The organism is Paenibacillus xylanilyticus (assembly GCF_047246825.1).
GTDB lineage: Bacteria > Bacillota > Bacilli > Paenibacillales > Paenibacillaceae > Paenibacillus > Paenibacillus xylanilyticus_B.
Genome location: NZ_JBFOLB010000001.1, coordinates 2839140 through 2861882 on the forward strand (window position 1 = coordinate 2839140; position 22743 = coordinate 2861882).

Annotated in this window: 21 protein-coding genes; 13 read left to right on the top strand and 8 right to left on the bottom strand. The window is 50.4% G+C overall.

All coding sequences use genetic code 11. From position 1 onward, the window contains the following. The first annotated feature begins 118 nt into the window (after positions 1-118). Both AB3N00_RS12735 and AB3N00_RS12740 read left to right on the top strand, forming a co-directional pair. Positions 119-955: a futalosine hydrolase gene (locus tag AB3N00_RS12735; RefSeq protein ID WP_413034837.1), complete on the top strand. Its 837-nt coding sequence runs from the start codon at positions 119-121 to the stop codon at positions 953-955. Next, the gene (locus AB3N00_RS12740) at positions 952-1785 is read left to right on the top strand and encodes a 1,4-dihydroxy-6-naphthoate synthase (protein ID WP_413034838.1); all 834 of its coding nucleotides are present in this window, start codon (positions 952-954) and stop codon (positions 1783-1785) included. The genes AB3N00_RS12735 and AB3N00_RS12740 overlap by 4 nt, the downstream gene beginning before the upstream one ends. A 566-nt stretch (positions 1786-2351) precedes the next feature. On the opposite strand, the gene AB3N00_RS12745 is transcribed toward AB3N00_RS12740, so the two are convergent. Both AB3N00_RS12745 and AB3N00_RS12750 read right to left on the bottom strand, forming a co-directional pair. Further along, positions 2352-2972 (bottom strand): pyroglutamyl-peptidase I, encoded by a 621-nt coding sequence (locus tag AB3N00_RS12745; protein ID WP_413034839.1) that lies wholly within the window; start codon positions 2970-2972, stop codon positions 2352-2354. A gap of 92 nt (positions 2973-3064) precedes the next feature. Beyond that, positions 3065-4069 carry a Gfo/Idh/MocA family protein gene (locus AB3N00_RS12750; protein ID WP_413034840.1) on the bottom strand — a complete coding sequence of 335 codons (1005 nt, stop codon included), beginning with the start codon at positions 4067-4069 and terminating at the stop codon, positions 3065-3067. Positions 4070-4339: 270 nt separating this feature from the next. On the opposite strand from AB3N00_RS12750, the gene AB3N00_RS12755 reads away from it, so the two are divergent. From AB3N00_RS12755 to AB3N00_RS12780, 6 genes are all read left to right on the top strand, one after another. After that, the gene (locus tag AB3N00_RS12755; RefSeq protein ID WP_413034841.1) at positions 4340-5107 is read left to right on the top strand and encodes an ATP-binding cassette domain-containing protein; all 768 of its coding nucleotides are present in this window, start codon (positions 4340-4342) and stop codon (positions 5105-5107) included. Further along, on the top strand, positions 5089-5838 hold the full coding sequence (locus AB3N00_RS12760; RefSeq protein WP_175398047.1) for an ABC transporter permease: 750 nt from the start codon (positions 5089-5091) through the stop codon (positions 5836-5838). Before AB3N00_RS12755 ends, AB3N00_RS12760 begins: the two co-directional genes overlap by 19 nt. 36 nt (positions 5839-5874) lie before the next feature. Continuing rightward, positions 5875-7560 carry a helix-turn-helix domain-containing protein gene (locus AB3N00_RS12765; RefSeq protein WP_413034842.1) on the top strand — a complete coding sequence of 562 codons (1686 nt, stop codon included), beginning with the start codon at positions 5875-5877 and terminating at the stop codon, positions 7558-7560. A gap of 192 nt (positions 7561-7752) precedes the next feature. Beyond that, on the top strand, positions 7753-8736 hold the full coding sequence (locus AB3N00_RS12770; protein WP_413035270.1) for a FecCD family ABC transporter permease: 984 nt from the start codon (positions 7753-7755) through the stop codon (positions 8734-8736). 2 nt (positions 8737-8738) lie between these two features. Continuing rightward, positions 8739-9755, top strand: a complete 1017-nt coding sequence (locus AB3N00_RS12775; protein WP_413034843.1) for a FecCD family ABC transporter permease — start codon at positions 8739-8741, stop codon at positions 9753-9755. A 76-nt stretch (positions 9756-9831) separates the two neighbouring features. Beyond that, the gene (locus AB3N00_RS12780) at positions 9832-10785 is read left to right on the top strand and encodes an iron-hydroxamate ABC transporter substrate-binding protein (protein WP_413034844.1); all 954 of its coding nucleotides are present in this window, start codon (positions 9832-9834) and stop codon (positions 10783-10785) included. Positions 10786-10927: 142 nt separating this feature from the next. On the opposite strand, the gene AB3N00_RS12785 is transcribed toward AB3N00_RS12780, so the two are convergent. The 4 genes from AB3N00_RS12785 to AB3N00_RS12800 are packed head-to-tail and all read right to left on the bottom strand — an operon-like array spanning position 10928 to position 13734. Further along, positions 10928-11350 carry a macro domain-containing protein gene (locus AB3N00_RS12785; protein ID WP_413034845.1) on the bottom strand — a complete coding sequence of 141 codons (423 nt, stop codon included), beginning with the start codon at positions 11348-11350 and terminating at the stop codon, positions 10928-10930. Positions 11351-11381: 31 nt separating this feature from the next. Continuing rightward, the gene (locus AB3N00_RS12790; protein WP_413034846.1) at positions 11382-12290 is read right to left on the bottom strand and encodes a TIGR02452 family protein; all 909 of its coding nucleotides are present in this window, start codon (positions 12288-12290) and stop codon (positions 11382-11384) included. 1 nt (position 12291) lies between these two features. Further along, positions 12292-12768 carry an NADAR family protein gene (locus tag AB3N00_RS12795; RefSeq protein ID WP_413034847.1) on the bottom strand — a complete coding sequence of 159 codons (477 nt, stop codon included), beginning with the start codon at positions 12766-12768 and terminating at the stop codon, positions 12292-12294. A 36-nt stretch (positions 12769-12804) separates the two neighbouring features. Next, a complete protein-coding gene (locus AB3N00_RS12800; protein ID WP_413034848.1) occupies positions 12805-13734 on the bottom strand; it encodes an NUDIX hydrolase in 930 nt (309 codons plus the stop codon). Positions 13735-13926: 192 nt separating this feature from the next. Between AB3N00_RS12800 and AB3N00_RS12805 the strand changes: the two genes are divergently transcribed. From AB3N00_RS12805 to AB3N00_RS12820, 4 genes are all read left to right on the top strand, one after another. Next, positions 13927-15078: a DUF418 domain-containing protein gene (locus AB3N00_RS12805; RefSeq protein ID WP_413034849.1), complete on the top strand. Its 1152-nt coding sequence runs from the start codon at positions 13927-13929 to the stop codon at positions 15076-15078. 230 nt (positions 15079-15308) lie between these two features. Then, positions 15309-15743: a MarR family winged helix-turn-helix transcriptional regulator gene (locus AB3N00_RS12810; RefSeq protein WP_413034850.1), complete on the top strand. Its 435-nt coding sequence runs from the start codon at positions 15309-15311 to the stop codon at positions 15741-15743. A 60-nt stretch (positions 15744-15803) separates the two neighbouring features. Further along, the gene (locus tag AB3N00_RS12815) at positions 15804-17585 is read left to right on the top strand and encodes an ABC transporter ATP-binding protein (RefSeq protein ID WP_413034851.1); all 1782 of its coding nucleotides are present in this window, start codon (positions 15804-15806) and stop codon (positions 17583-17585) included. Next, a complete protein-coding gene (locus tag AB3N00_RS12820) occupies positions 17569-19395 on the top strand; it encodes an ABC transporter ATP-binding protein (RefSeq protein ID WP_413034852.1) in 1827 nt (608 codons plus the stop codon). Before AB3N00_RS12815 ends, AB3N00_RS12820 begins: the two co-directional genes overlap by 17 nt. A 91-nt stretch (positions 19396-19486) precedes the next feature. Here the strand turns inward: AB3N00_RS12820 and AB3N00_RS12825 are convergent, their stop codons facing one another. Then, the gene (locus tag AB3N00_RS12825; protein WP_413034853.1) at positions 19487-21064 is read right to left on the bottom strand and encodes an ATP-binding protein; all 1578 of its coding nucleotides are present in this window, start codon (positions 21062-21064) and stop codon (positions 19487-19489) included. Between the two features lie 250 nt (positions 21065-21314). On the opposite strand from AB3N00_RS12825, the gene AB3N00_RS12830 reads away from it, so the two are divergent. After that, a complete protein-coding gene (locus tag AB3N00_RS12830; RefSeq protein WP_413034854.1) occupies positions 21315-21650 on the top strand; it encodes a hypothetical protein in 336 nt (111 codons plus the stop codon). A gap of 67 nt (positions 21651-21717) precedes the next feature. Here the strand turns inward: AB3N00_RS12830 and mglC are convergent, their stop codons facing one another. Then, positions 21718-22737, bottom strand: a complete 1020-nt coding sequence (gene mglC, locus AB3N00_RS12835; protein WP_413034855.1) for a galactose/methyl galactoside ABC transporter permease MglC — start codon at positions 22735-22737, stop codon at positions 21718-21720. Between the last annotated feature and the right edge of the window lie 6 nt (positions 22738-22743).

Here is a 22743-nt window from a genome sequence, read left to right on the forward strand (position 1 = left end):
TCGGAAGATCATGCTCAAGTAAATCAGTGCAAAGGTTGTTCCGCACTTTCCCATTCCGTTATGATGGAGATGACCAAATACAGCGTTGAATCTAACACCTTATAAAGGGAGAACTCCGATGAATGAGCACAATCAAGCAGTAAACCATACAGGGCCAACGGGCCCAGCACCGGAAAAAGCGGCTCCACGTGTATTAATCGTGACCGCTGTGGATGCGGAAAAAGAAGCCGTACTTCGCGGTCTGGGTGACCACGCCGCGGGCATGTTTGACGTGATCGCCGGCGGGGTGGGCCCGTCAGCGGTTGCAGCAAGCACGGCAGCCACGCTGGCATTGGCCGCAGCGGCTGGCGTGCAGGCACTGGCGCAGGGTGCCACCGCGCCAGACGGACCGGATGCGGCACAGTCATCTGCCGCATCCCTTAGGCCGGGGCCCCTTGCCGGGACCGGGCTGACCCCAGCGTACTCGCTGGTGGTCAGTGCCGGCATCGGCGGCGGGTTCCCCGGCCGGGCGGACGTCGGCTCCCTCGTGGTGGCCGACGCCATGGTTGCCGCCGATCTGGGCTCGCAGACGCCAGACGGCTTCCTGAGCGTGGACGAGCTCGGATTCGGCTCGTCCCGTGTGGCGGCGGACGCGGAGCTTGCCGCCCGCCTGCGCCATGAGCTGCAGCGGGCTGGGCACGCTGTCAGCGGAGGTACGGCGGTCACCGTGTCCACGGCGACCGGAACGGCCGAGACGGCCGCGGAGCTGCTGCGCCGCGTGCCGGATGCCACCGCCGAAGGCATGGAAGGCTTCGGCGTGGCAACAGCGGCCAAGCAGTTCGGCGTGCCTGCGCTCGAACTGCGGGCCATATCGAACGCGGTCGGTCCACGCGACCGCGATGCCTGGCGCATCAAGGATGCGCTGGATGCGCTCCAGGCAGCAAGTTCCATTTTACGGGAGGTACTTACATCATGAAAATTGCATTTTCCCCTTGTCCTAACGATACGTTCATCTTTCACGCCTGGGTACACGGTCTGATTCCGGGTGCCCCTGAACTGGACGTCCGTTATGCGGATATTGACATTACCAACGGCCTGGCTGCCAATCCTGGCGGTCCAGATGTACTGAAAATTTCATATGCAGCGCTGCCTTATGTGCTGTCCGAATATGCTCTGCTGCCTTCCGGCGGTGCACTGGGAAGAGGCTGCGGTCCACTGGTTCTTACCGCTGACGGCACGACCGATCCTGCTTATCTGTCGGGGCGCCGGGTTGCCGTGCCAAGTGAACGTTCAACCGCTTATCTGCTGTTCCGTCTGTGGGCAGCTCAGAATGTCCCTGGTGGCGTAGGCGAAATCGTTGTTATGCCGTTCGACCAGATCATGCCTGCTGTCCGTGACGGCAAAATCGATGCCGGCCTTGTCATTCATGAAGCTCGATTCACATACCAGAACTACGGCCTGAAGCTGATGACCGACCTGGGCAGCTGGTGGGAAAGTGACACAGGTCTGCCGATCCCGCTTGGAGCAATCATTGCACGCCGCAATCTGGACGCTCATGCACTCGCTGGATGGGCACGTGCATCTGTAGAATACGCCTGGGCACATCCCGATGAATCCAGAGAGTACGTCATGGCGCATGCACAGGAAATGGACCCTGATGTGGCAGCTCAGCATATCGATCTGTATGTGAACGAGTTCAGTGCCCATCTGGGCGATGACGGATACGGTGCGATTACAGCACTGCTTGGACGAGCCATGAAAGAAGGCCTTGTTCCCGAATTCGACTTGAATCTGCTGCGGATCTGAGCCAACAACAGCAGTAATATTGGACGATTATAGTCGGTATGAAACGTGTTTGTATTTCGCTGAACCTGCCACATGCTTAGGCCGCTAACGAACCGGTCGCATCTTATTTGGAGCATTCGTTCGAAAAAGTCACACTAATGAACATCAGACACGTTATTCCACCAAAAACCTGTGATCAGGCGAATGGAACGAAGAAATAACATCTCTACGATTCGTTAGAATGCCGTTTCAGCAGAATCTCACCCCATAACACGTGCGAAGTTCGTTAAACCATAGTCTTCTATGGGCAATCTCCCGTTGGCTGCACGACTGTCACGGGCTAATTATCCAAAAGGGGCTGTACCATAGTCATTTACATGACTTTATGGGACAGCCCCTTTCATCTGTTTCGGTAGAGACACGAAAGATATATATAATTAATAATAAAACCAGAAAACGTTTTAGGTACCGCCATAATCAGATAGAAACACTCTCCAACTGACGTTCCATCCAACTCCACTTACTTACTTACTTACTTACTTATTTACTTACTTACTTACTTACTTACTTACAGACCAATCCTTAATTCATGCTTCTGCCACCACTGTACGAATCATAACCCGCAAGGCATCAAGCATTACACCTATCGGCAAGGAAGGCACCGAGGGTTGCAGCAACGACATCTCGGTTGAGGCCGGGAAGTGTACAAATCCCGCTCGGATCGGCAGCTGTTCCAGTCGAATCCGATCCAGCACACGATACATCGTATTGTTGCAGATATACGTTCCTGCTGTATTGGATACCGCTGCCGGAATGCCCGCTGCAATCATCTCATTCACCATCGCGCGAATGGGCAAGGTCGAGAACAGACCGTCCGGGCTGCCTTCGGTTATGGGCTCGTCTACAGGGCGCTGTCCCTGGTTATCCGCGTAGGATCCAGGCGGAATGTCTTTTACATTCACCGCAATGCGTTCAGGGGTAACCGCTGTCCGGCCTTTTGCCAGACCGCAGGCAATCACCACATCCGGGCGATATGCCTCCATCTCTGCAATCAGCAGATCCGCACATTCATCGAAATGTACCGGCAGCAGTACAGTTTTCAGCTCGGCACCTTCCACCCCTTCCTGGGCGAGAGCTGCCATCAGTTCTCCCGTAGGATTCACGGCATCCCCGCCAAAAGGTTCAAACCCCGAAATCAGAATTTTCATCCTTGTCCACTCCCATCCATCTGTTGCATATCTCCCATCGTTTCTCCCGTACAATTGCTGGCTTAAAGCAGTCCTGGGTTTGTTTTTTTCATTTATTCAAATTTATAACGCAAACCCCACTGACCACGAATGGTGTCCATCAGCTTCATAATCTCAAGGGACTCGTCCAGCGGTATAATCGAACTTTCCGTTTTCCCCTCCAAAATGCAGCGCCCGGCTTCTTCAGCTTCAAATGCATAACCGATGCATGTCCGGTCATCCGTAAATGTCTCAGCCTCGTCCTGACCGTTTACATGCAGATACGCTTCTTTCCCAGCGAGGAAAAGCGGCAAACGAATATACCCCTCTGTACCATAAACGACTGCTTCGTTACTCAAATTAAGCCGAACTGCCCCGTTCAATGACGCCGAACGCCCTTCCGAGTAGGACAGCAGTACAGAGAATTGTTCATCCACACCGGTCTCTCCGATGTTCGCTGTGCTCCACACATGCTGCGGCTGCTCCCCAAAGATCATGGAGGCGAATGAAACGGGATATACACCTGCATCCAGCAGAGCACCCCCGCCCAGATCCGGGTTAAGCAGCCTTCCTTCAGGCTCCCAGCCTATACGGAAACCAAAGTCTGCTTTGACAAGTCGCACTTCGCCAATTCGACCTTCCGCAATCCATTTCCGCGCCTGAACGATCGGAGGCAAGAAACGGGTCCACATGCCCTCCATCAGGAAAAGTTTGTGGCAACGTGCCGTTTCCACCAATTGCTCCAGTTGACGGCCATTCATCGTGAACGGCTTCTCGCACAGCACTGCTTTTCCCGCTTCCAGACAAGCCATTACGTTTTCCTTATGGAAAGGATGGGGTGTAGCGACGTAGATAATATCCACTTCCGGGTCCTGCAGCAATTCTTCATATGATCCGTATCCGCTTGCAAAACCATATTCAGCTGCGAATTTCTCCGCGCTTTCCTGCGTCCGTGAGCCGACCGCTGCCTTCACGGCATTTCCGGCATGTTCCAGATCTCTGGCAAACTGGGATGCGATCCATCCCGTGCCCATAATGCCCCACTTGACTTTGTCCTGTCCTCCAGTAACTCCCGTCATATTAAAGCCTCCCTAGTACCAAATTGGTAAAACCGACTTACTCCGCATTTTGCATAATTTGATGCAAATCGCTCATTGGATTTATGCAAAATGCTCTATTACTGCATTGCCAAATCTGACTCTCCTCTATATTACCAAAAAGAACCTCTGGCGTCAGACGATGGTTTCACCTTCTGCTTCTGCATGCCTGCTAAGCCCCGCTTTCATTTCAATTCTCCAGCATTTTTGCTAAGATTATCAGCAGATCACGGATGAAAGGACGGTCCCGCTGTGTCTAATCTGGTAACCATTCAGCATCTCACCAAATATATGGGTACAACCGAACGACGACTATTGTTTGAAAAAGTGAATGCCACCATCGCCGAAGGAGAGCGAATTGCCATACTGGGTGCATCCGGTCAAGGCAAAAGCACGCTCCTCCGCATCCTGTCCTTGCTGGATGTACCCGATGAAGGAGATATCCTGTGGAAAAGAACTTCTTACCTTGATTCGGACCCGAGAGCCTGGCGCATGCGCATGTCCTATGTCGCGCAGCAACCCGTCATGCTTGCAGGCAGTGTTGAAGATAATTTGAAAACCGTCCATCTCTTGCACCGGACACCCTATGATCAGAAACTGGCTCTTCTTCTGCTTGCCGGAATGGGTCTGGAAGGACTGGATATACATAAGCGGGCCAGTGATTTGTCAGGCGGAGAGAAGCAGCGCATATCGCTGATCCGTTCCATGATGCTTCGTCCCAAGGTACTGCTCCTGGATGAAGTCACGGCTTCTCTGGACCGGACCAATGCCCGGCTTGTGGAACAGCAATTGACGGAATGGAGCAAGCAGGAAGGCATTTCGCTGGTCTGGGTCACCCATGATCAGGAACAGGCGCGCTCGTTTAGCACAACGACATGGTTCATGGGCAATCAGACCCTGCTGGAACGGGAGTCCACATCCCTCTTTTTTGCCCACCCGAATACGGAATTGGCCCGGCAATTTATTCTGCACCCTGCCCCTGAGGCAGATAAGGAGAACCCATGTCCATCCTCGCACTGAGTTTCACCATCATATTTATTATGCTGACCATGCTGGTTTCCGTTTGGCAGAAGCTTGGTCTGGAAAGAGATATTGCTATAGGTACGATTCGTTCCGCAGTACAGCTTCTGCTGGTGGGTTATGTCCTTCAGTTTATTTTCAACTCGGATCATCCTGCTCTGATTATTGTTATTGTAGCTTTTATGATTACTGTGGCATCGATCAACGCGGGCAAGCGCGGCAAGGGACTTCGCCGAATCTCTCTCTATATTGCAGCTGCCATTACGGTGACCGAGCTATTGATGATGGGGCTGCTGTTAGGTCTTCACATCGTGGAGCCGACCCCGCAATACATCATTCCTTTGAGCGGCATGACGATCGGAAATGCGATGGTTGTCTCGGGGCTGTTTTTGAATCAGATGAAACGTGAGGTCGAGGCTTCCAAAGGCGAAATTGAGACACTGTTAGCCCTAGGCGCTACGCCAAGGCGTGCATTTCAGGATGTATTAAAACGCTCTGTAAAATCAAGCATGATTCCGACCATTGACGGTATGAAAACCGTTGGGCTTGTGCAGCTTCCAGGCATGATGACCGGCATGATTATCGCAGGAGCCGACCCGGTCGAAGCTGTCCGTTATCAGATTTTGATTGTGTTTGCCTTCACCAGCTCAGCTGCCATTACCAGCATCATCTTGAGCTTACTGACATATCGGCAGTGGTTTACTTCGGATATGCGGTTACGCTCAATGTAGAAGGAATTAACCTGACCAAGAAAGGGGGCACTCGGGGTGATAAGCCATTCAAACGCTGTTGATTCTTCGGATCATGGCCAGGAAGTGAGCCAACGTCAGGGTTTGGAGCTTTTTCTGGAAGATACCCTGCTCGAACTTCACCAAGCAGACCTGATTAGGTTCGACGATAAGGAATGGTATTGGAGCAAACCCGACATTGCCCACCATACCTTCATCTATATGCACAAATTTACGGGTAAACTGATGATGAACGGGACCGAGCACCCGGTCAACCGCAAATCTGCCTTCCTCTGCACGCCTGGCACTGCCCTGGAATTATCCAGTGACGCAGGAAACGAGACCGAGCTGTATATCATCAGTTATGATCTGTTCCGTGCTGCAGAGAAAACTGACGAGCGGCGCATCTATGAACGCGAACTGAACTTCCCGGTAACAGGCTGGATACAAGGCCCTTATTACGGCATACAACGTATTGCAGCGCAGTTGACTGCTGAAACCGGACAGCCTGCTCATAAAAAGAAACTGCTGATGACCGAGCTGCTGACCATGCTCTGGCCTCAGGAAGTGCAGACGGGTACTGAAGGACAAGGGGATGCGAACCAGTGGCTCCAACTCACGATGCAATATATGCGTGACAACTATATGCATGAGATCAAACTGGAGAAACTGGCTGAACTGGCAGGCATGCATCCATCGTATTATTCACAGCTCTTCAAGAGTCGGATGCACAAAAATCCGATTGAATATTTAACCCATTTGCGCATGAATCGGGCCAAGGAGCTGCTGATGGCCTCGGACATGCGCATTCGTGACATTGCCCGAAGTGTCGGTTACCGGGACGAGTTCTATTTCAGCCGCCGTTTTCGAAATCATGCCGGATACGCACCGACAACCTATGCGAAACAGGTACACCGCAACATTGTTTCTCTCTCGTATCCTTACACCGATCACCTGATGACACTTGGCATTACACCTTGCGCAGCTCAGATTCAGGGGCATCTGCCCCATATTCCCAAATCGCTTACTCTGCCATTTCATGCCTATGAGCCTTGGGAGCAAGGTCGTCAGGCCTTCCTGGATGTGAATCCCGACCTCATTTTGACCAAGGACAATGCAGCGGCAAAAGCCATGGAACATATCGGAGATGTCGCTCCGATTATCACCATTCCCTGGAATCAGACCGATATGTTCGGTCATCTTCATACGATTGCATCTATCGTGGACCGCACCCAGGCAGCGAATGACTGGCTGGAACGGCACGAACGCAAGGCTGAGCGTGCACGCAAGAAGATCAGGGAGACGGTGGGACACGCCACTGTTGCGGTCTGTACATTAACTGCGAAGGGACCGCGTATGTACAGCACCCGCAACTTCGGCCATGTGTTCTACCGCAGCCTGGCGTTGAATCCCCCTGAACGTATTCAATCCGAGCTCGCTGGCAAACCTCCCGGCGTAGGATTCAACTGGATGTCCATAACTCCCGGAGAATGGGATGGACTCGAGGCCGATATCCTGCTGCTCGCTGTTACTTCGATGAAGGAACGTGAGTTGCTGCTGCAGCAGATCGCTGCTGATCCACGCTGGAATCGGTACCCTGCCGTACGGAACGGACGCGTTCATATTATAGATTGGAATTCCTGGGTCGTATACGCTCCCTATTCCATCAACATCCAACTGGATGAAGCCGTAACGCTGTTGACGAATAACGTACCCTTTTTGTAATCTAAAAAATGTCCATCTCCCAAATCTTAATTTATGCCATGTACGGGCCTGAATTAAGATTTTATAATGAACTCTAATTGATAATGATAATCAATAACAGCAGAAATGATCTTGCTGGCAACAAAAGGAGTGACCCCCATTCAACATCCGGGACTGCCGCGTCGTCCGTCCAATTCTCGAAAATCCCCGGTAATGGTTGGCCTAATGTTTTTGTCAGCCATCGCCATTCTGCTGATTAGCCTGTTTGTCGCCATTTCGCTGGGTGCCAAATCGTTAACACTCGAAACGGTATGGTCTGCCATATTTCAGTATAACCCGGCTCTGACACCTCACCAGATCATTCATGAGCTCCGTCTTCCCCGGGTTATTGCTGCTGCTATCGTTGGCGCTGCCTTTGCTGTTGCTGGTGCCTTAATGCAGGGAATTACCCGTAATCCGCTGGCAGATACGGGGGTGCTGGGCATTAACGCCGGCGCCACATTCATGGTTGCATTGAGCTTTGCCCTATGGCCAGGACTGCCTTATGCCTGGCTAATGGGGCTTTCATTTGCTGGTGCGGTGCTGAGCACCCTGTTTATTTTCCTGCTTGGATCAGCCACGCCTGGGGGCCTGACATCCATGCGGCTGACTGTTGCAGGTGCTGTCGTTGCAGCCATGCTAAGCTCGCTCAGCACGGGTGTCGCCATTTATTTTGACCTGAGTCAGGATCTCGCTTTCTGGTATGCGGGCGGCTTTGGCGGCATTGAATGGCGGCATCTGAGACTTATTGTTCCTGTGCTTCTGGTTACGTTGCTGCTGACCATGCCTCTCGCCCGGCGCATATCACTCATGTCGCTTGGGGAGGAAGTTGCGCTTAATCTGGGGATTCGTATTCGCATGACCAGACTGCTCGCGCTGACAGCTGTCGTCATACTGGCTGGCGTGTCCGTATCCGCCGTTGGCTCCATCGGCTTTGTCGGGCTAGTCATTCCGCATATTTCCCGCAAGCTGGTCGGCGTCAATTACAGTCTGATCATTCCCATGTCCTCCCTGCTCGGAGCCATCCTTCTGGTATTGGCCGACCTGGGCTCACGCATTGTGAATCCACCGGAGGAACTGGCGGTAGGCATCATGGTTGCCTTTGTCGGCGTACCGTTCTTCCTCTATCTGGCCCGCAAGGAAAGGAGGGCATTGTAACGATGAGATCCAATGTGCCCTCACGAGGGAAACGATCCATTGTCGTCAGTGTTACGCTGCTCTGTATCGCATGTGCAGTGATCGTGGTCAGCCTGAATACAGGGACGATCCGCCTCTCTCCCTTGGCTGTGCTGCAAACCCTGCTTGGCAATGGTAGTCCCGAAAATCAGATTGTATTGTTCGATTACCGCCTGCCCCGCATTCTGATTACGGTACTCGCCGGAGCAGGACTGGGCATCTCGGGAGCCGCCCTGCAAGGTATCACGCGCAATCCGCTTGCCGATCCCGGCATTCTTGGTCTTCATGCTGGAGCAGCCCTGGGGCTCATAGTTTTCGTAAGTCTGTCCTATTCGATCGACGGCTCGGTTGCCCTGCTGATCCCATTGTTTTCTTTTGCAGGAGGTGTCATCTCGGCACTGATCATTATGGTGCTGGCCTATGACCGACATAACGGGGTATCTCCCATCAAGCTCATTCTTGTCGGTATCGCTGTCGCCGCCGGATTTCATGCGTTAACGTTGTATCTGTCCCTGCGCCTGGATGAAGACACCTATTCCTTCGCTGCCCGCTGGCTGGCCGGCAGTGTGTGGGGACGGGACTGGATTCATGTGCAGGCACTGCTGCCTTGGATTGTACTCTGTGTCCCCTACATCTGGAGCCGTTCCAAAACGCTGGACGCTTTTGGTCTCGGAGACGCGGCCGCAACCGGCATTGGCACACCTGTCAGATCCCAACGCATATGGCTTCTTTTATGTACTGTGGCGCTGTCCGCCGTGAGTGTATCCATGGCTGGCGGCATCGGCTTCATCGGGCTGGCAGCACCACATCTCGCCCGCAGACTCGTCGGTCCCATGCATCGCCACCTGATTCCGGCGGCCGGACTGATCGGCATGGTGATCCTGGTCGCAGCGGATACGATTGGCCGAACGATTTTTCAACCGAACGCCATCCCCGCAGGAATTGTGGTGGCTGCCATCGGTGCGCCCTACTTTTTATATCTGCTGGTGAGAACCAAATGATTGATACGCTGATCTACCTTTTTAAACCTATTACTAACTAGCATCCAAGTGATGTTCAAGGAGAATGTGAATATTCATGGTAAAGAAAAATCTACTGCTCACCCTGAGCCTGTGTCTGATATTTGTGCTTGCTGCTTGCGGAACTGCCAGCCCTTCAGGCTCTTCATCTGCTGGCAGCACTTCAACCGATAATGCTGCCGAACAAGAGGGTAATAGCCCGGATTCCGGAGAACAGCGCATCGCGTCCATGTCCATTCATTTGACCAACGACCTGCTGGCGCTCGGCATCACACCTGTAGGTTCCGTTATTGGCGGCGAAGCCAAAGGGTTCCTGTCCCATGTCGCAGATCAACTGCAAGACACAACTCCACTCGGTCCGGTGAAGGATCCCGACATGGAAGCACTGCTTGCCCTGAAGCCTGATGTCATTTATCTGGATGAAGAATTCTCCGGTGATGACATTGCCAAGTTTGAGAAAATTGCTCCTGTGCATGTATTTAATCTGGATGACGGCACATGGCGTGACCATCTGAAAGCCATCGGCAAACTGGTGAACCGTGAGAAGGAAGCGGAACAGTACATTCAGGATTATGCAACCGAAACTGATGAAGTAAAATCGCTGATTCATGACGAGATCGGTGACGGTACCGTGATGGCCATCCGTGTAACGGCCAAAGAATTGCGCGTGTTCAGTACGCGCCGTCCAATGGGTCCGATTTTGTATGATGATCTCGGGCTGACCCCGGCCAAAGGCATCACCGACATTGATTCCTCGAAGCCTTACCAGGTCATTTCCCGTGAAGTACTGCCTGACTTCGATGCAGATGCCATCTTCGTGGTGGTGAACTCAGATGAGGAAGCGGAAAACATGTTCAAAGAACTGCAAAACAATCCGATCTGGCAAGGTCTGAAAGCCGTTAAGTCAGGTCACATCTATACGATCGGTGCACAACCTTGGCTGGACTATTCCGCGATCGGCAACAAAATGGCGCTGGATGAAGCCAAAGAGATGTTTACCCAAAGTAAATAAGGAACATGTCACGATAAAATGACAAAAAACCTCGCTTACGAAACTGGAGAGAATTACAGTCACTAACACTGCCTGTTCTCCTCCGTTCGAAGCAGAGGTTTTTTTCTGTATATGTCAAATAAGCTAATGCTGCTGTCATTGCTCATATGGTACAAACAACAATCTCAACATCCGTATCAGCAAACGTATCCTGAATAATACCGCTCACTTTATCCCACTTCAATCTGTCGAGCCCGCAGCCAATTTGTGGCATCGCCAGCTTGCCGATTCCTTGTTCTACGCATATGTCGCGCATGGATTTCACAGCTTGAGTAAATGATGCATAGGTCGGTTTGTTTGAAAACTTCGCCTTGGTCACGAGATTCAGTGTACGTCCTACCGGGTAACACTGGCCGATCTCCAGCGGCTCCTGTTTTGCCTGTTCCTGCAGAACCTCCAATCCGAATCTTTGCCGGAACTGTACTGCGATCCCTGCACCCATTCGCGCATCCGCTGAAATGCAGTGAGCAAGCGTATAGGCTTCATCCAACGCAAACAAATCCTGTTGTATCTCTCGGAATTGCATCCAAATCCTCTCCTTTCCGAAAAAAGTTTAATCACTCGCCAGCCAAATGCAGACGATCTTGAAATGCCTTGAATGTTTTCTGTCCAGTTGACCGATCGAATACGGCAAATACGATTCGCTCAAATGAATGCCTGAAGTTTTCCTGTACCAAAACATCATGAAAATACTTTGCTACATCAACCGGATCATTCCGGAACACTCCGCAACCATAAGCACCAAGGACAATGACGCGGTGTCCGTTTATCACAGCCACGTCCAAAATAGATCGAATTCGTTGTTTCATGACCGCTTCGATCTGCTGCTCATTTGCTTCCTCCCGTTCTCTCACGACGCCAGCATTAACCGCTGGGGCCGTAATGAATGAAGATACATAGACCTTATCCAACAGCCGGTCCTCATCATCCCGAATGACCGGAACATCCGGTGAATAGATCATGTAATCCGAGTACAGACAAGTACGCAGCTTGCGATTGTGGTCATACATTTCATTCATTTGTACGATACATGGGTATAACCCTGTAGACCGGGCCAAACTCTCCTCCTGTGCCTGACTTCCTCCCAGGAAACCTCCGCCAGGATTTTTCGCTGAGGCAAAGTTAAGACAAACGACATCCGTTCTCCCCTCGTCCACTACGAGACGTGAAGCTGCAGCAAGTGTGGTCTCGCCCGTGACTTCGATCTGAACAGCTGCTGCCTCAGACAATGGCCGCAATTGACGCACCTGCTCCCGAAGTGCAGGAAGCGCGTTGGGACGGTATAGAACCGAACCCTGGATTGCTTTTTTCAGATCTGCATCGATCCGTACCCTGCGATCATATCCGTTGATATATTGTCCTTCTTCCAAAATAGCCAGTGTCTCCTGAGCGATACGTGCCCGGCCTGAACGCTGGTTATTGCTTTTCAGTTGATTCGTACTTTTTCGTTGATTCTTTTCATTCATCCTAATCACTTCCTATATTTTCTCTCAGACGGGTCAAAATTTCGCCCAGCCAGTTCGTTCCCCGCCATGTTCTTCGGTTTCGAATGCGTGGATCTTCCTCTGCCAGCCCAACACCCCAGATTCGATCATCCGGGCTTGCTTCGACAAGGGTCGTCCCGCGAGTGGCCAGCAATGCGGCGAGCAGGTTTTCATTTTGTGTGAATTTGGCTTCATTGCCCTCATAAACAATGCGTTTGCACTCGGCTTCCCATATCTTCTGGTCAAACCCGGCGACCTGTCTGCCAAGCTTTTTTTGTACCGAAGCGGAGCTGGCCTTCAAAATCTTGTCCGCAATGATCTGGTCACCAAACAGCAGCGCTTTCTGATGCATCATGCACTGTTCCGCGCTGGTATACTGGGTTCCGTTCACCGTAAAATCAGCCGGATGCCACTGGGAAAAGGGTGACGCGGTGCGCCAGAAAAACGTAAACTTCTCCATGATTTCATGTTCTCTCCTCTCCTTTTCATAAAACCATTATGTTGTCAGACGATCCGGGTTCAGCTTGTATAAACGGGAAGGACGGTGTCCTGCATGTCCTGTGAACTCTCCGGTCTCTATCACCCAATCGGCAATTTTGCGCCGGAAAGCGGCAGCCAGCAGCTTTTTGCCACTGATAATCTCATATACTTTCTGCAGTGCCGTTAACGTAAATGTCTCCGGCATCAGATTAAATGCAATATCCGTATACTCCACTTTGGATCGCAACCGTTCCAGTGCATAATGAATCATTTTGGCGTGGTCAAACGCTATGCCCTCAACCTCTGTTACTGTCATGCTGCTGCTTCGCACACTGCCCTCTACCGCTTCCTTCACCTCAATCACAGCCGATAGCTCCTCTGTTCCATTGGACAACATCAACTGTACTCTGCGTTCTGTCGTACGACCTTGTTCATGGAGATGACGTTTCTCTTCCACCAATCGCTGATCTACCCTGAACCACCCAGCTTCACTTGCATCATCCCCAGCTTCCAGTTCAAGCTCACTGCTATCCACAAGTGCCATATAGGAGCAGCTGATAACTCTTGTACGAGGATCACGATGCACATCCCCCCACGTGTACAACTGTTCCAGATAGATGTTATCCAGCCCGGTCTCTGTAACCAGTTCACGGCGTGCCGCATCTTCAAGGGATTCCTGCATCGATACGAATCCGCCTGGTAATGCCCACTTGCCCAGATCGGGATGTCCACCCCGGCGAATCATCAGCAGCTGCAGTGCCGGTTCGGCAAGCTTGCGGTAATTGGACTGAGCTTCACTCCGTATGGTGAATACAAGCATATCCACCGTTACGGATGGACGCTCATAATCCCCGGCATCATATGTCTCCAGAAACTGTTGCTCACTTATACTTACGTGATCCTGATGCTCCGATGGACGACCACCAGAATGACCTTCGTTTGCCATATATACGACTCCGTTCTGTTATTAACATTTTGTTATTAACAATTAGACAATAAGACATTAACACAGCTTTTTTCCTCCGTCAATATTTCCCATGCTTTAAGTACAAACCATTCTTTCAGTTGTTTATTTTAATACAATTGTGTTATATTGTTTTTAATTCAGTCGTGTTATAAAAGGAGGATGTACGCCGTAATGAAAAGAATCGTGTTACTGGATGTTCTCAGGGGGTTTGCTATTATCGGTACACTGGGTACAAATATTTGGCTTTTTGCCTATCTTGGCAACTTGAACAAAATGTTTGGAGATCCGCTTCAGCCATGGTGGGCATCAGGAGATCGCATATTGCAAACGCTGATGCTTCTGCTGGTAAACGGAAAGTTTCTCGGCCTGCTTACACTTCTCTTCGGAGCTGGCATGGAATTAAAGAGACAAAAAGCACTGCGCAAAGGATACACCTGGCCTGGCATTTACATATGGACATGTGTGCTGCTGTTCATCGATGGTTTGCTGCATTACACGTTGGTGATGGAATATGACGTGTTGATGAGTTATTCGATAACAGGCATCATGGTGTCTTTCATCATCCACCGTTCCCGTCGTTTCATTTTGATCATCATGGGGATCATGGGCAGTATACACTTCATTGGAGTGGGCGGAATTACAGCATTGCTGGCACTTTCGGAGTCCGGTTCTCCCTTTAATGGCATGGGGATAATTACGCAGCTATATGCAGCGGGAACGTGGTGGGAGCAAGTCCTGTTCCGGCTCAGCAACTTCGTTTTCTTTCGAACGGAATCCATCGCGATTATCCCTCTTAATATATTTCTGTTCTTGTTTGGTGCCCTGCTCATGCGTGCGGGCGTATTTTCAGACCACCCTTCCGGACAACGTAAACGCAGTAAATTAATGAACATCGGACTTGCCGCAGGCATTCCGCTGAACCTGCTCCTGCTGATCCCCGGAGGAATGATGGACCTGTTTGTTCGTTACATCAGTGCGCCCGTCCTTACGCTGGGCTATCTTGGTCTGATTGCTTACTTGTTGGAAAAAAATACATTTCCCCGCCTCTTCGAGCGTTTTGGAGAAATCGGCAAGATGGCGCTGAGCTGTTACATTTTGCAGAACATTCTGGCTTCCGTGCTCTTCTATGGTTGGGGTCTGGGATTAGGCGGTCATCCGTCCTCGCTTCTGGTCCTGTGTATGTGGGCCGGCATCTGTATCCTGATGATGTTATTCTCACATGTATGGCTTCGCAGATTTTCGCTGGGTCCGGTCGAGTGGCTTTGGCGCAAGCTCTCGATCTCCCCAGCAGCCAAACATCCGTCACGATCTGAACCAATGTAATATCGAGCTATCCCCCTTCTATCCATTTGTAAAATGTTTTCCCATCCAAACAGGGCTGCGGATCCTATCCGGGGCTCTGTCTTACTGTTTGCAAATACAATCCTCCCTTGGATTTAGGGGGCGTTCTCAAACCCAGTTAAGTGCACGTTTTTGATATCACAAATCTCTTGACGATATGTCAGATAAAACCTATGCTTTAGTTAGTCGACTAATTAAAAGGATGGGAGCTTATGAATTCAGCCCGAAATGAACGGCTACTGGGGCAGTTATCCGAACTCGTGAAGCTGCAGCGTTATAAAGTTCATGAGAAGCTTGTTAACCACCCCGAGCTGTACCCCGGACAACCGCCACTGCTGTTCCAGCTTGACCGGGAAGATGGTCAAACCCAGAAAAGTCTGGCCGAGCAGCTTCGCCGCGCCCCTGCAACCGTTACAGTCATGCTCAAACGTATGGAAACTGCTGGATATGTAAGGCGTGAAGCCGATCCGAATGATCTGCGTAGTCTGCGTGTTTATTTGACCGATCAGGGACGAGCAGCGCTCGAGGATTTGAGAGAAGCGTTCCAAGCACTCGAACGCCAGGCTCAGGAAGGTTTTACACCAGAAGAGACACAACTGATGTCAGCGCTTGCACAGCGCATGATTCAAAATCTCCGTGAATCGTGAGTCATGTGTGGTTTTTTTACAGCATGATTCTAAGTAATACGGAATGAGGTGATTTTCCTATTGTGGACGTTAAAACGATTTTTGACCCCTTATAAGACAGCGGCCATACTCGCTCCACTACTCATGGTACTTGAGGTCGCCATGGACCTGCTTCAGCCGAAGCTGATGTCCAGCATCGTGGACGATGGTGTACTTGCGGGAGACCTGTCCCACATTGTGCGCACGGGACTGTTCATGCTTTTGTTTGCCCTGATCGGCTGGGTTGGTGGTGCAGGCTGTACGCTCTTTTCCAGCAAAGCATCTGTTGGATATGGCACCGATCTGCGTCAGGAACTGTTCGATCATATTCAAACCTTTTCCTTTCGTAATCTGGATACGTTCCAGGAAGGGTCGCTGATCACGCGGCTAACGAGTGATATTACCCAGATGCAGACTTTTGTGCAGATGCTTCTGCGAATGTTCATCCGTTCACCCATGCTGATTATCGGCAGTATTATTATGGCCTTTACGATCAGTATCAAGCTGGCACTGATTCTATTGATGACCGTGCCCGTTCTCTTTGTTATTTTGTATATCCTCATATCTGCTTCCTACCCGCTATTTGCCAGCGTGCAGAACAAGCTGGATAAAGTGAATGCCGTTCTCCAGGAAAATCTCGCTGGTATGCGTGTCGTCAAGGCTTTTGCCCGTGCCAGTATGGAGAAAAAGCGTTTCAACCAATCCAATGAGGATTATACGGGAACAGCCGTAAAAGCCTGGCGCATCGTTACACTGAATGCACCTGTCCTTAGCTTGATGCTGAATGCGACGATTGTGGCCGTATTGTGGTTTGGAGGCTTTCAGGTTGTAGGAGGCGATATTGCAGCCGGGGATCTGATTGCTTTTATTAACTACGTAACGGTGGTGCTCTCATCCCTTACCTCCATCGGCATGATGATGATGAGTTACTCCCGGGCCAAGGTGTCTGCCGCACGGATCAACGAAGTCCTGCATACGGAGCCTGATATTCAATCCGGCAAGGAGATACTTCATGAAAAAGTGCAGCTGAATCAGGTAGATTCGATCCACCCCAATCCGGCCTCCATGCCCGCCAACATAACAGGTGAGGTGGAATTCCGGGATGTCTATTTCCGTTACGATGGTGAAGATGCTCTCACGGGAATTACGCTTACAGCCCGTGCCGGGGAAAAAGTGGCGTTACTTGGTTCCACAGGTTCAGGCAAAACATCACTCGTACAGTTGATTCCCCGCCTGTACGATGCCTCGCTGGGTGAAGTGCTTGTAAACGGAGTTAATGTGCGGAACTGGGATCTTCAGCTGCTTCGCAGCCGGGTGTCCATCGTATTGCAGGAATCCATTCTGTTCAGTGGCAGCATCCGGGATAATATTGGTTTCGGCAGACCAAATGCCACCGATGCCGAGATTCGTGCAGCCGCACAGGCAGCGGCAGCGGATGAATTTATCATGAACCTGAAAGATGGTTATGACACGGAGCTGGGACAACGGGGAGTCAATCTATCCGGTGGGCAGAAACAGCGTATTTCCATTGCCCGTGCCCTGCTCATGCGACCGGAGGTTCTTATTTTGGATGACAGTACGAGTGCAGTCGATCTGCGGACCGAAGCAAGCATACAGAAAGCGTTACATTCCCTGATGAAAGACAGCACGACCTTTTTGATTGCACAACGCATTTCCTCGGTGAAGGATGCAGACTGCATATACGTGCTTGATGAGGGGAAAATCGTGGCAAGTGGTACCCATGACGAACTCATGGCCAATTCCACCCACTATCAGTCCATTTATTATTCACAACAACGGAAGGAGGATGTTCAATTTGGCTAAACCTGCATCTTCCTCCATACAGCCACCTGTCGTTCCTCCCATCGGAAGACCGCCAGGCAGGGGAACCGTTCCCAAAGTAAGAGCCAAAAATGCCAAGCATGCCATCCTCCGAGTCTGGTCGTACATGGGACGACATCGCAAAGGGGTTATCGTGGCTCTGGTGCTTACTGCTCTGGGAACACTGCTTAATCTGGCTGGACCTTACCTTCTTGGGCGTGCCGTCAATGAGCATATCGTTCCAAAAGTGACAGATGGTCTTCTGAAAGACTGTCTTCTGTTGCTGACTGTATACGTGCTGAGCTCGCTTATGATGTGGGGGCAGTCCTACGTCATGATCGGTGTTTCCCAATTGACGGTGAAGGATCTGCGTCAGGCTTTGTTCTCCAGGTTGCAGCAGCTGCCTATCAGCTTTTTTGACAAAAATCAAAGCGGAGATCTGATGAGCCGGGCCACCAATGATGTCGATAACGTGTCCACCACCCTAAACCAGAGTGTCACGCAATTGATGTCCAGTGCCATCCTGCTCGTCGGTTCACTGTCGATCATGTTTGCACTGGATCTCCGGCTGACGCTGCTCAGTCTGGTGACGGTGCCGTTGATCACGATCGCCACCAAGCTGATTGCTTCCAGGACCCGCAAACATTTCTCTGCCCAGCAGAAATTGCTCGGTGAATTGAATGGTTTTGCGCAGGAAACGATTGCCGGACAAAAGGTGGTTGCCGCTTATAATCGTCAAGAGCAGGCACACAAGCATTTTGTAAACCTGAACGAAAAACTCCGTACATCCAGTACGCAGGCACAAACTGTATCCGGATTGGTCGGGCCTACAATGAACGTTATGAACAACATCGGATTTGCCATCCTGGCAGCAGTTGGTGGATGGATGGCCTACCACGATCTGACGTCAATTGGACTGATTGTGAGCTTTCTCGCTTACTCCCGCCAGATTGAGCGGCCGATCAATGATCTGGCGAACCAGTACAACCTGATCCAGGCAGCCATTGCTGGTGCTGAGCGTGTGTTTCAGATTATTGATACACCGAGTGAATATGACGAGAAACAGCAGAAACAATTGAACCACATTCAGGGCAAAGTTGTTTTTGAAAATGTGTCTTTTGGATACAATTCCGAAAGAGAGATCTTAAAAAATGTCAGCTTCACCGCTCAGCCTGGCGAGATGATTGCTCTCGTCGGACCGACAGGTGCAGGCAAAACAACCATTATCAACTTACTCCCCCGCTTCTATGAAATTACAGGCGGAAGAATTACCATTGATGGCTCTGACATCTCGGAACTGGAAAAGGACCACCTTCGGCGCGGGCTGGGCATCGTGCTGCAGGATGCCTACCTGTTCTCTGGCACCATCCGTGACAATATTGCCTATGGCAAGCCGGAAGCCACAGATGAGCAGATTAGGCAGGCAGCCGAGCTGGCCAATGCCCATTCATTCATTCGCAAGTTATCCCAAGGTTACGATACCCCCATTATTGCGGGCGGAAGCAACCTTAGCCAAGGGCAGCGGCAACTGTTGACGATTGCAAGGGCCATCCTGGCGGATCCGGCCATTCTTATTTTGGATGAAGCAACCAGCAACATTGATACCCGTACGGAAATGCAAATTCAGGAGGCGATGCGTACATTAATGAAAGACCGGACCAGCTTCGTGATCGCCCATAGACTGAGCACAATCCGGGAGGCAGATCAGATCCTGGTCATCGATTCAGGTCAGATTGCCGAGCGAGGTAATCATGAGGATCTCATGCAGCAAAAAGGATTCTATTATCAGCTCCAACAAGGACAGCAAAACTGATTCACCGCCTACCCTTCAAGACAAAACGCCGCACGAGGTTCCGTTCATCGGACCTTTGCGGCGTTTTCTTTTGGACTTGAGCGTAACCTCTCTATTCCACAATCATCACAGGCAGCTCCAGAGTAAACGTGGACCCAACCCCTACTTCACTTCGCACCGTAATTTCCCCATTATGATCATGGGCAATCTTCTGGCAGAGTGCCAGCCCAAGTCCTGTCCCTTCTTCCTTGGTTGTATAGAATGGATTAAATATCTCGGCAAGGGCCGGCTCCGGTATACCGCTTCCCGTATCTCTAATGGATGTATAAGCTTTGTCTCCCTCATGAAAAAGAACAATATGTACCTCTCCCGGATCATCCATCGCTTCAAAGGCATTGCGTATCAGGTTAATCAGCACCTGTACAATTTTGTCCCGGTCCATATGCACCATAACTCCTTGCCCGGTCATCTCAAGCGAAATCCGATGACCCCGTGATGCTGCATCCGATTCGGTTAATGAAAAGACGCGTTCAAGGCAGTGACCCAGCTTCTCCGGTTTCATTAGATGTGCCTGCGGCTTCGAGAATTGCAAAAACTCGGCCGTCAGGTCCGTTACCCGGATAACCTCACCCATAATCACTTCGTACCACGGCGCAATGTTGTAAGCTTGTCCACGTGACAACTGCAAGAATCCACGAATCGCCGTGAGCGGATTACGGATTTCATGCGCCATGCCGGCTGCAAGTTCTCCAACAGCCCTGAGCCTTTCCGAACGGTAGACCTCTTCTTCATTCTTCATCCACTTGCTGCGCTGTGCCTGAAATAGTCGCTCCTCTGCAATCGTTATTAACTGCTGGAGGGTCTCTGCTGTCTCCGGATAGACCGAAATGCTATACGTAACCTGTAATCCTTTCAGATCGGTGGTTTGCATCGTACTCATTCGTTCCTCGATACCCGCAACCTCGGGCAAAATGATTGAAAATCGATCTCCCGCATAGCGGGATACCCCATACGCATCCGCGAAATGTCTGGAGATGCTGTCCCCTGTCCCCGTTATAATCGTGCTCCAATTATCTTCCACTTCCTTGTTGAATCCGTTGAAATTCTGAATATTCAGAAGGATTAAGAAAAAGGAACGCTCCTTGTCAGCCGTCTCTTGCAGTGCATTCATATATCCTTCGTAGTTGAGCATGCCAGTAAGTGGATCGTGCAGGGTGAGGAAATGATTTTTTTCGCGCAATCTGCGTTTCTCGGCTTCGCTATTAATCAGTGTATGGTACAGAAAAATAATCACAAAAGCTGTGAGTACATCAAACAGGGAAACCAGCAGTGTGTAAGCATCTATGGTGACATAGGAAAGGCGAATCGAAGTATATTCCAGCACGAGCAGGAGAGAAATGGGTAGAGTTTGAACTACTCGCTGTTTATCCTGAATCATCGTCATGATGAGCAGGTAATACAGCATGTTACACCAATTCAGTTCACTGAAATAATGGAACAGCCCGAGAAAAACCCAGTGGATTTTCTGCAATACAGGATATCGTCTTTCCCCATAAATGCTTGCAACAAACAGGGCTCCCGCAATGATCATCAATGTGAGGCTGGAAGTGCGGCCCAGAAAATAGGAGGACAGGATTACAAGCAGGCAACCCAGCGGGAATATAACCCTTTTCATCGTGTACGTTAGCAAACAGCCTCGCCCCCTTTGACAATCTACTCACATCTAACATTTTATTTACATGTATTATAGCCATAATGAGTAGCTAATGTTGTCGATTAATGGAATCTCTCCAAATTGGAACGGAAGGTCCTGTGGAATAAATACCCATATACATTCTGTATCGAACAATATTTCAGAACACACTTCATATTTTTTTGGTATGCTATACTACAATAATGGATTTATTTTCAATAAAATCCGGAATGTGAAGGAGATTTTCATGATACAACAAAGAAAACCAATTGGTTTGGGCACATTTTCTCTGCTTATAGTGGCTTTGGGATTTGCATTTAATTATGCGTGGGGACCTCAGGATTTTCGTTTCAGTTACTATCTCTTTCATCAGATGAACTGGCCAATCTATAGCAAAGGTGATGAAGGATTTGTTATTCCAACAGTAATAACTGCAATCTTCTGGATCCCTGCCATATTCATTGCAAGAAATCACAATGTACACTATGGAACCAAAACGGCTTCAATCCTGGCTGGAATTATGCTGCTGTTCTGTTTCATCGGCCCTTTGGTTACTGTGATAGAGTGGATTATCCATTCATAAAGACAAGACAAAGCCAGCACTCTGATATCCAGAGCGCTGGCTTCTTCTTTCTTTCTAATCAACTTAACTATTTCTTCGCCATGTATTTGCGGATATCGAATGCAACAGCCGCAACAATAATTAATCCTTTGATAATCAGCTGCCAATATGGGCTTACGCCGATAAAGGTGAGGCCGTAGTTGATCACCCCGAAGATGAGAACACCTGCCATAACACCAGGAACCGTACCAATACCACCGGCAGTAGAAACCCCGCCCACGACACATGCCGCGATTGCATCCAGCTCATACATGTTGCCGTAGTTGTTCGTCGCACCACCTGTGCGTGCTGCCTCCAGCACACCACCCAGCCCATACAATGCTCCCGCAATGGCATACAGGGCGATCAGATTGCGAGCCACATGGATCCCTGACACATGCGCTGCCTGAATGTTACCGCCGATGGCGTACATATTTTTGCCAAGACGGGTTTTGTTGAAAACGACCCAACAGATTAACGCAACAGCAAGTGCGATCAGTACAATATAAGGAATGGAATAACCACCGCCCAGATCAATGTATCCCGAACCGATAACCGTAAAGTCTGGTCTGAGTCCTCCAATCGGCTGTGACTGATTCGGCTCTGTATCAAAATAAATCGAGTTCAAACCATACACGGCCACCATCGTACCGAGTGTCGCGATAAAAGGAGGCACGTGCAATTTGGCTACAATAATTCCGTTCACCAGCCCTACGACCAGACCGGCTACAATTCCGATAATAATAGGCAATCCTACCCACAATTGTGGCAGATCGGGGAAGAACCGATTCGCGTACTCATCAATCTGCAGCATCGATGCGGATACCACTGCCGTCAGACCAACCACCCGTCCAGCAGACAGATCGACTCCGCCGGTAACAAGGATGAAGGCCGCCCCAAGTGCGATGATGGCCCGAGTGGAGGATTGCTGTAGAATATCCCGAAGCGTAGAGAATGCAAGGAAGTTTGGATCGGCAATGGCAATACCAATGACGAGCAAAATCAGTACGATAAAGATGGCGCGCTGCGTTACATATTGCTTCACCTGATTGATTACTTGTGTGTTCATCTGTTC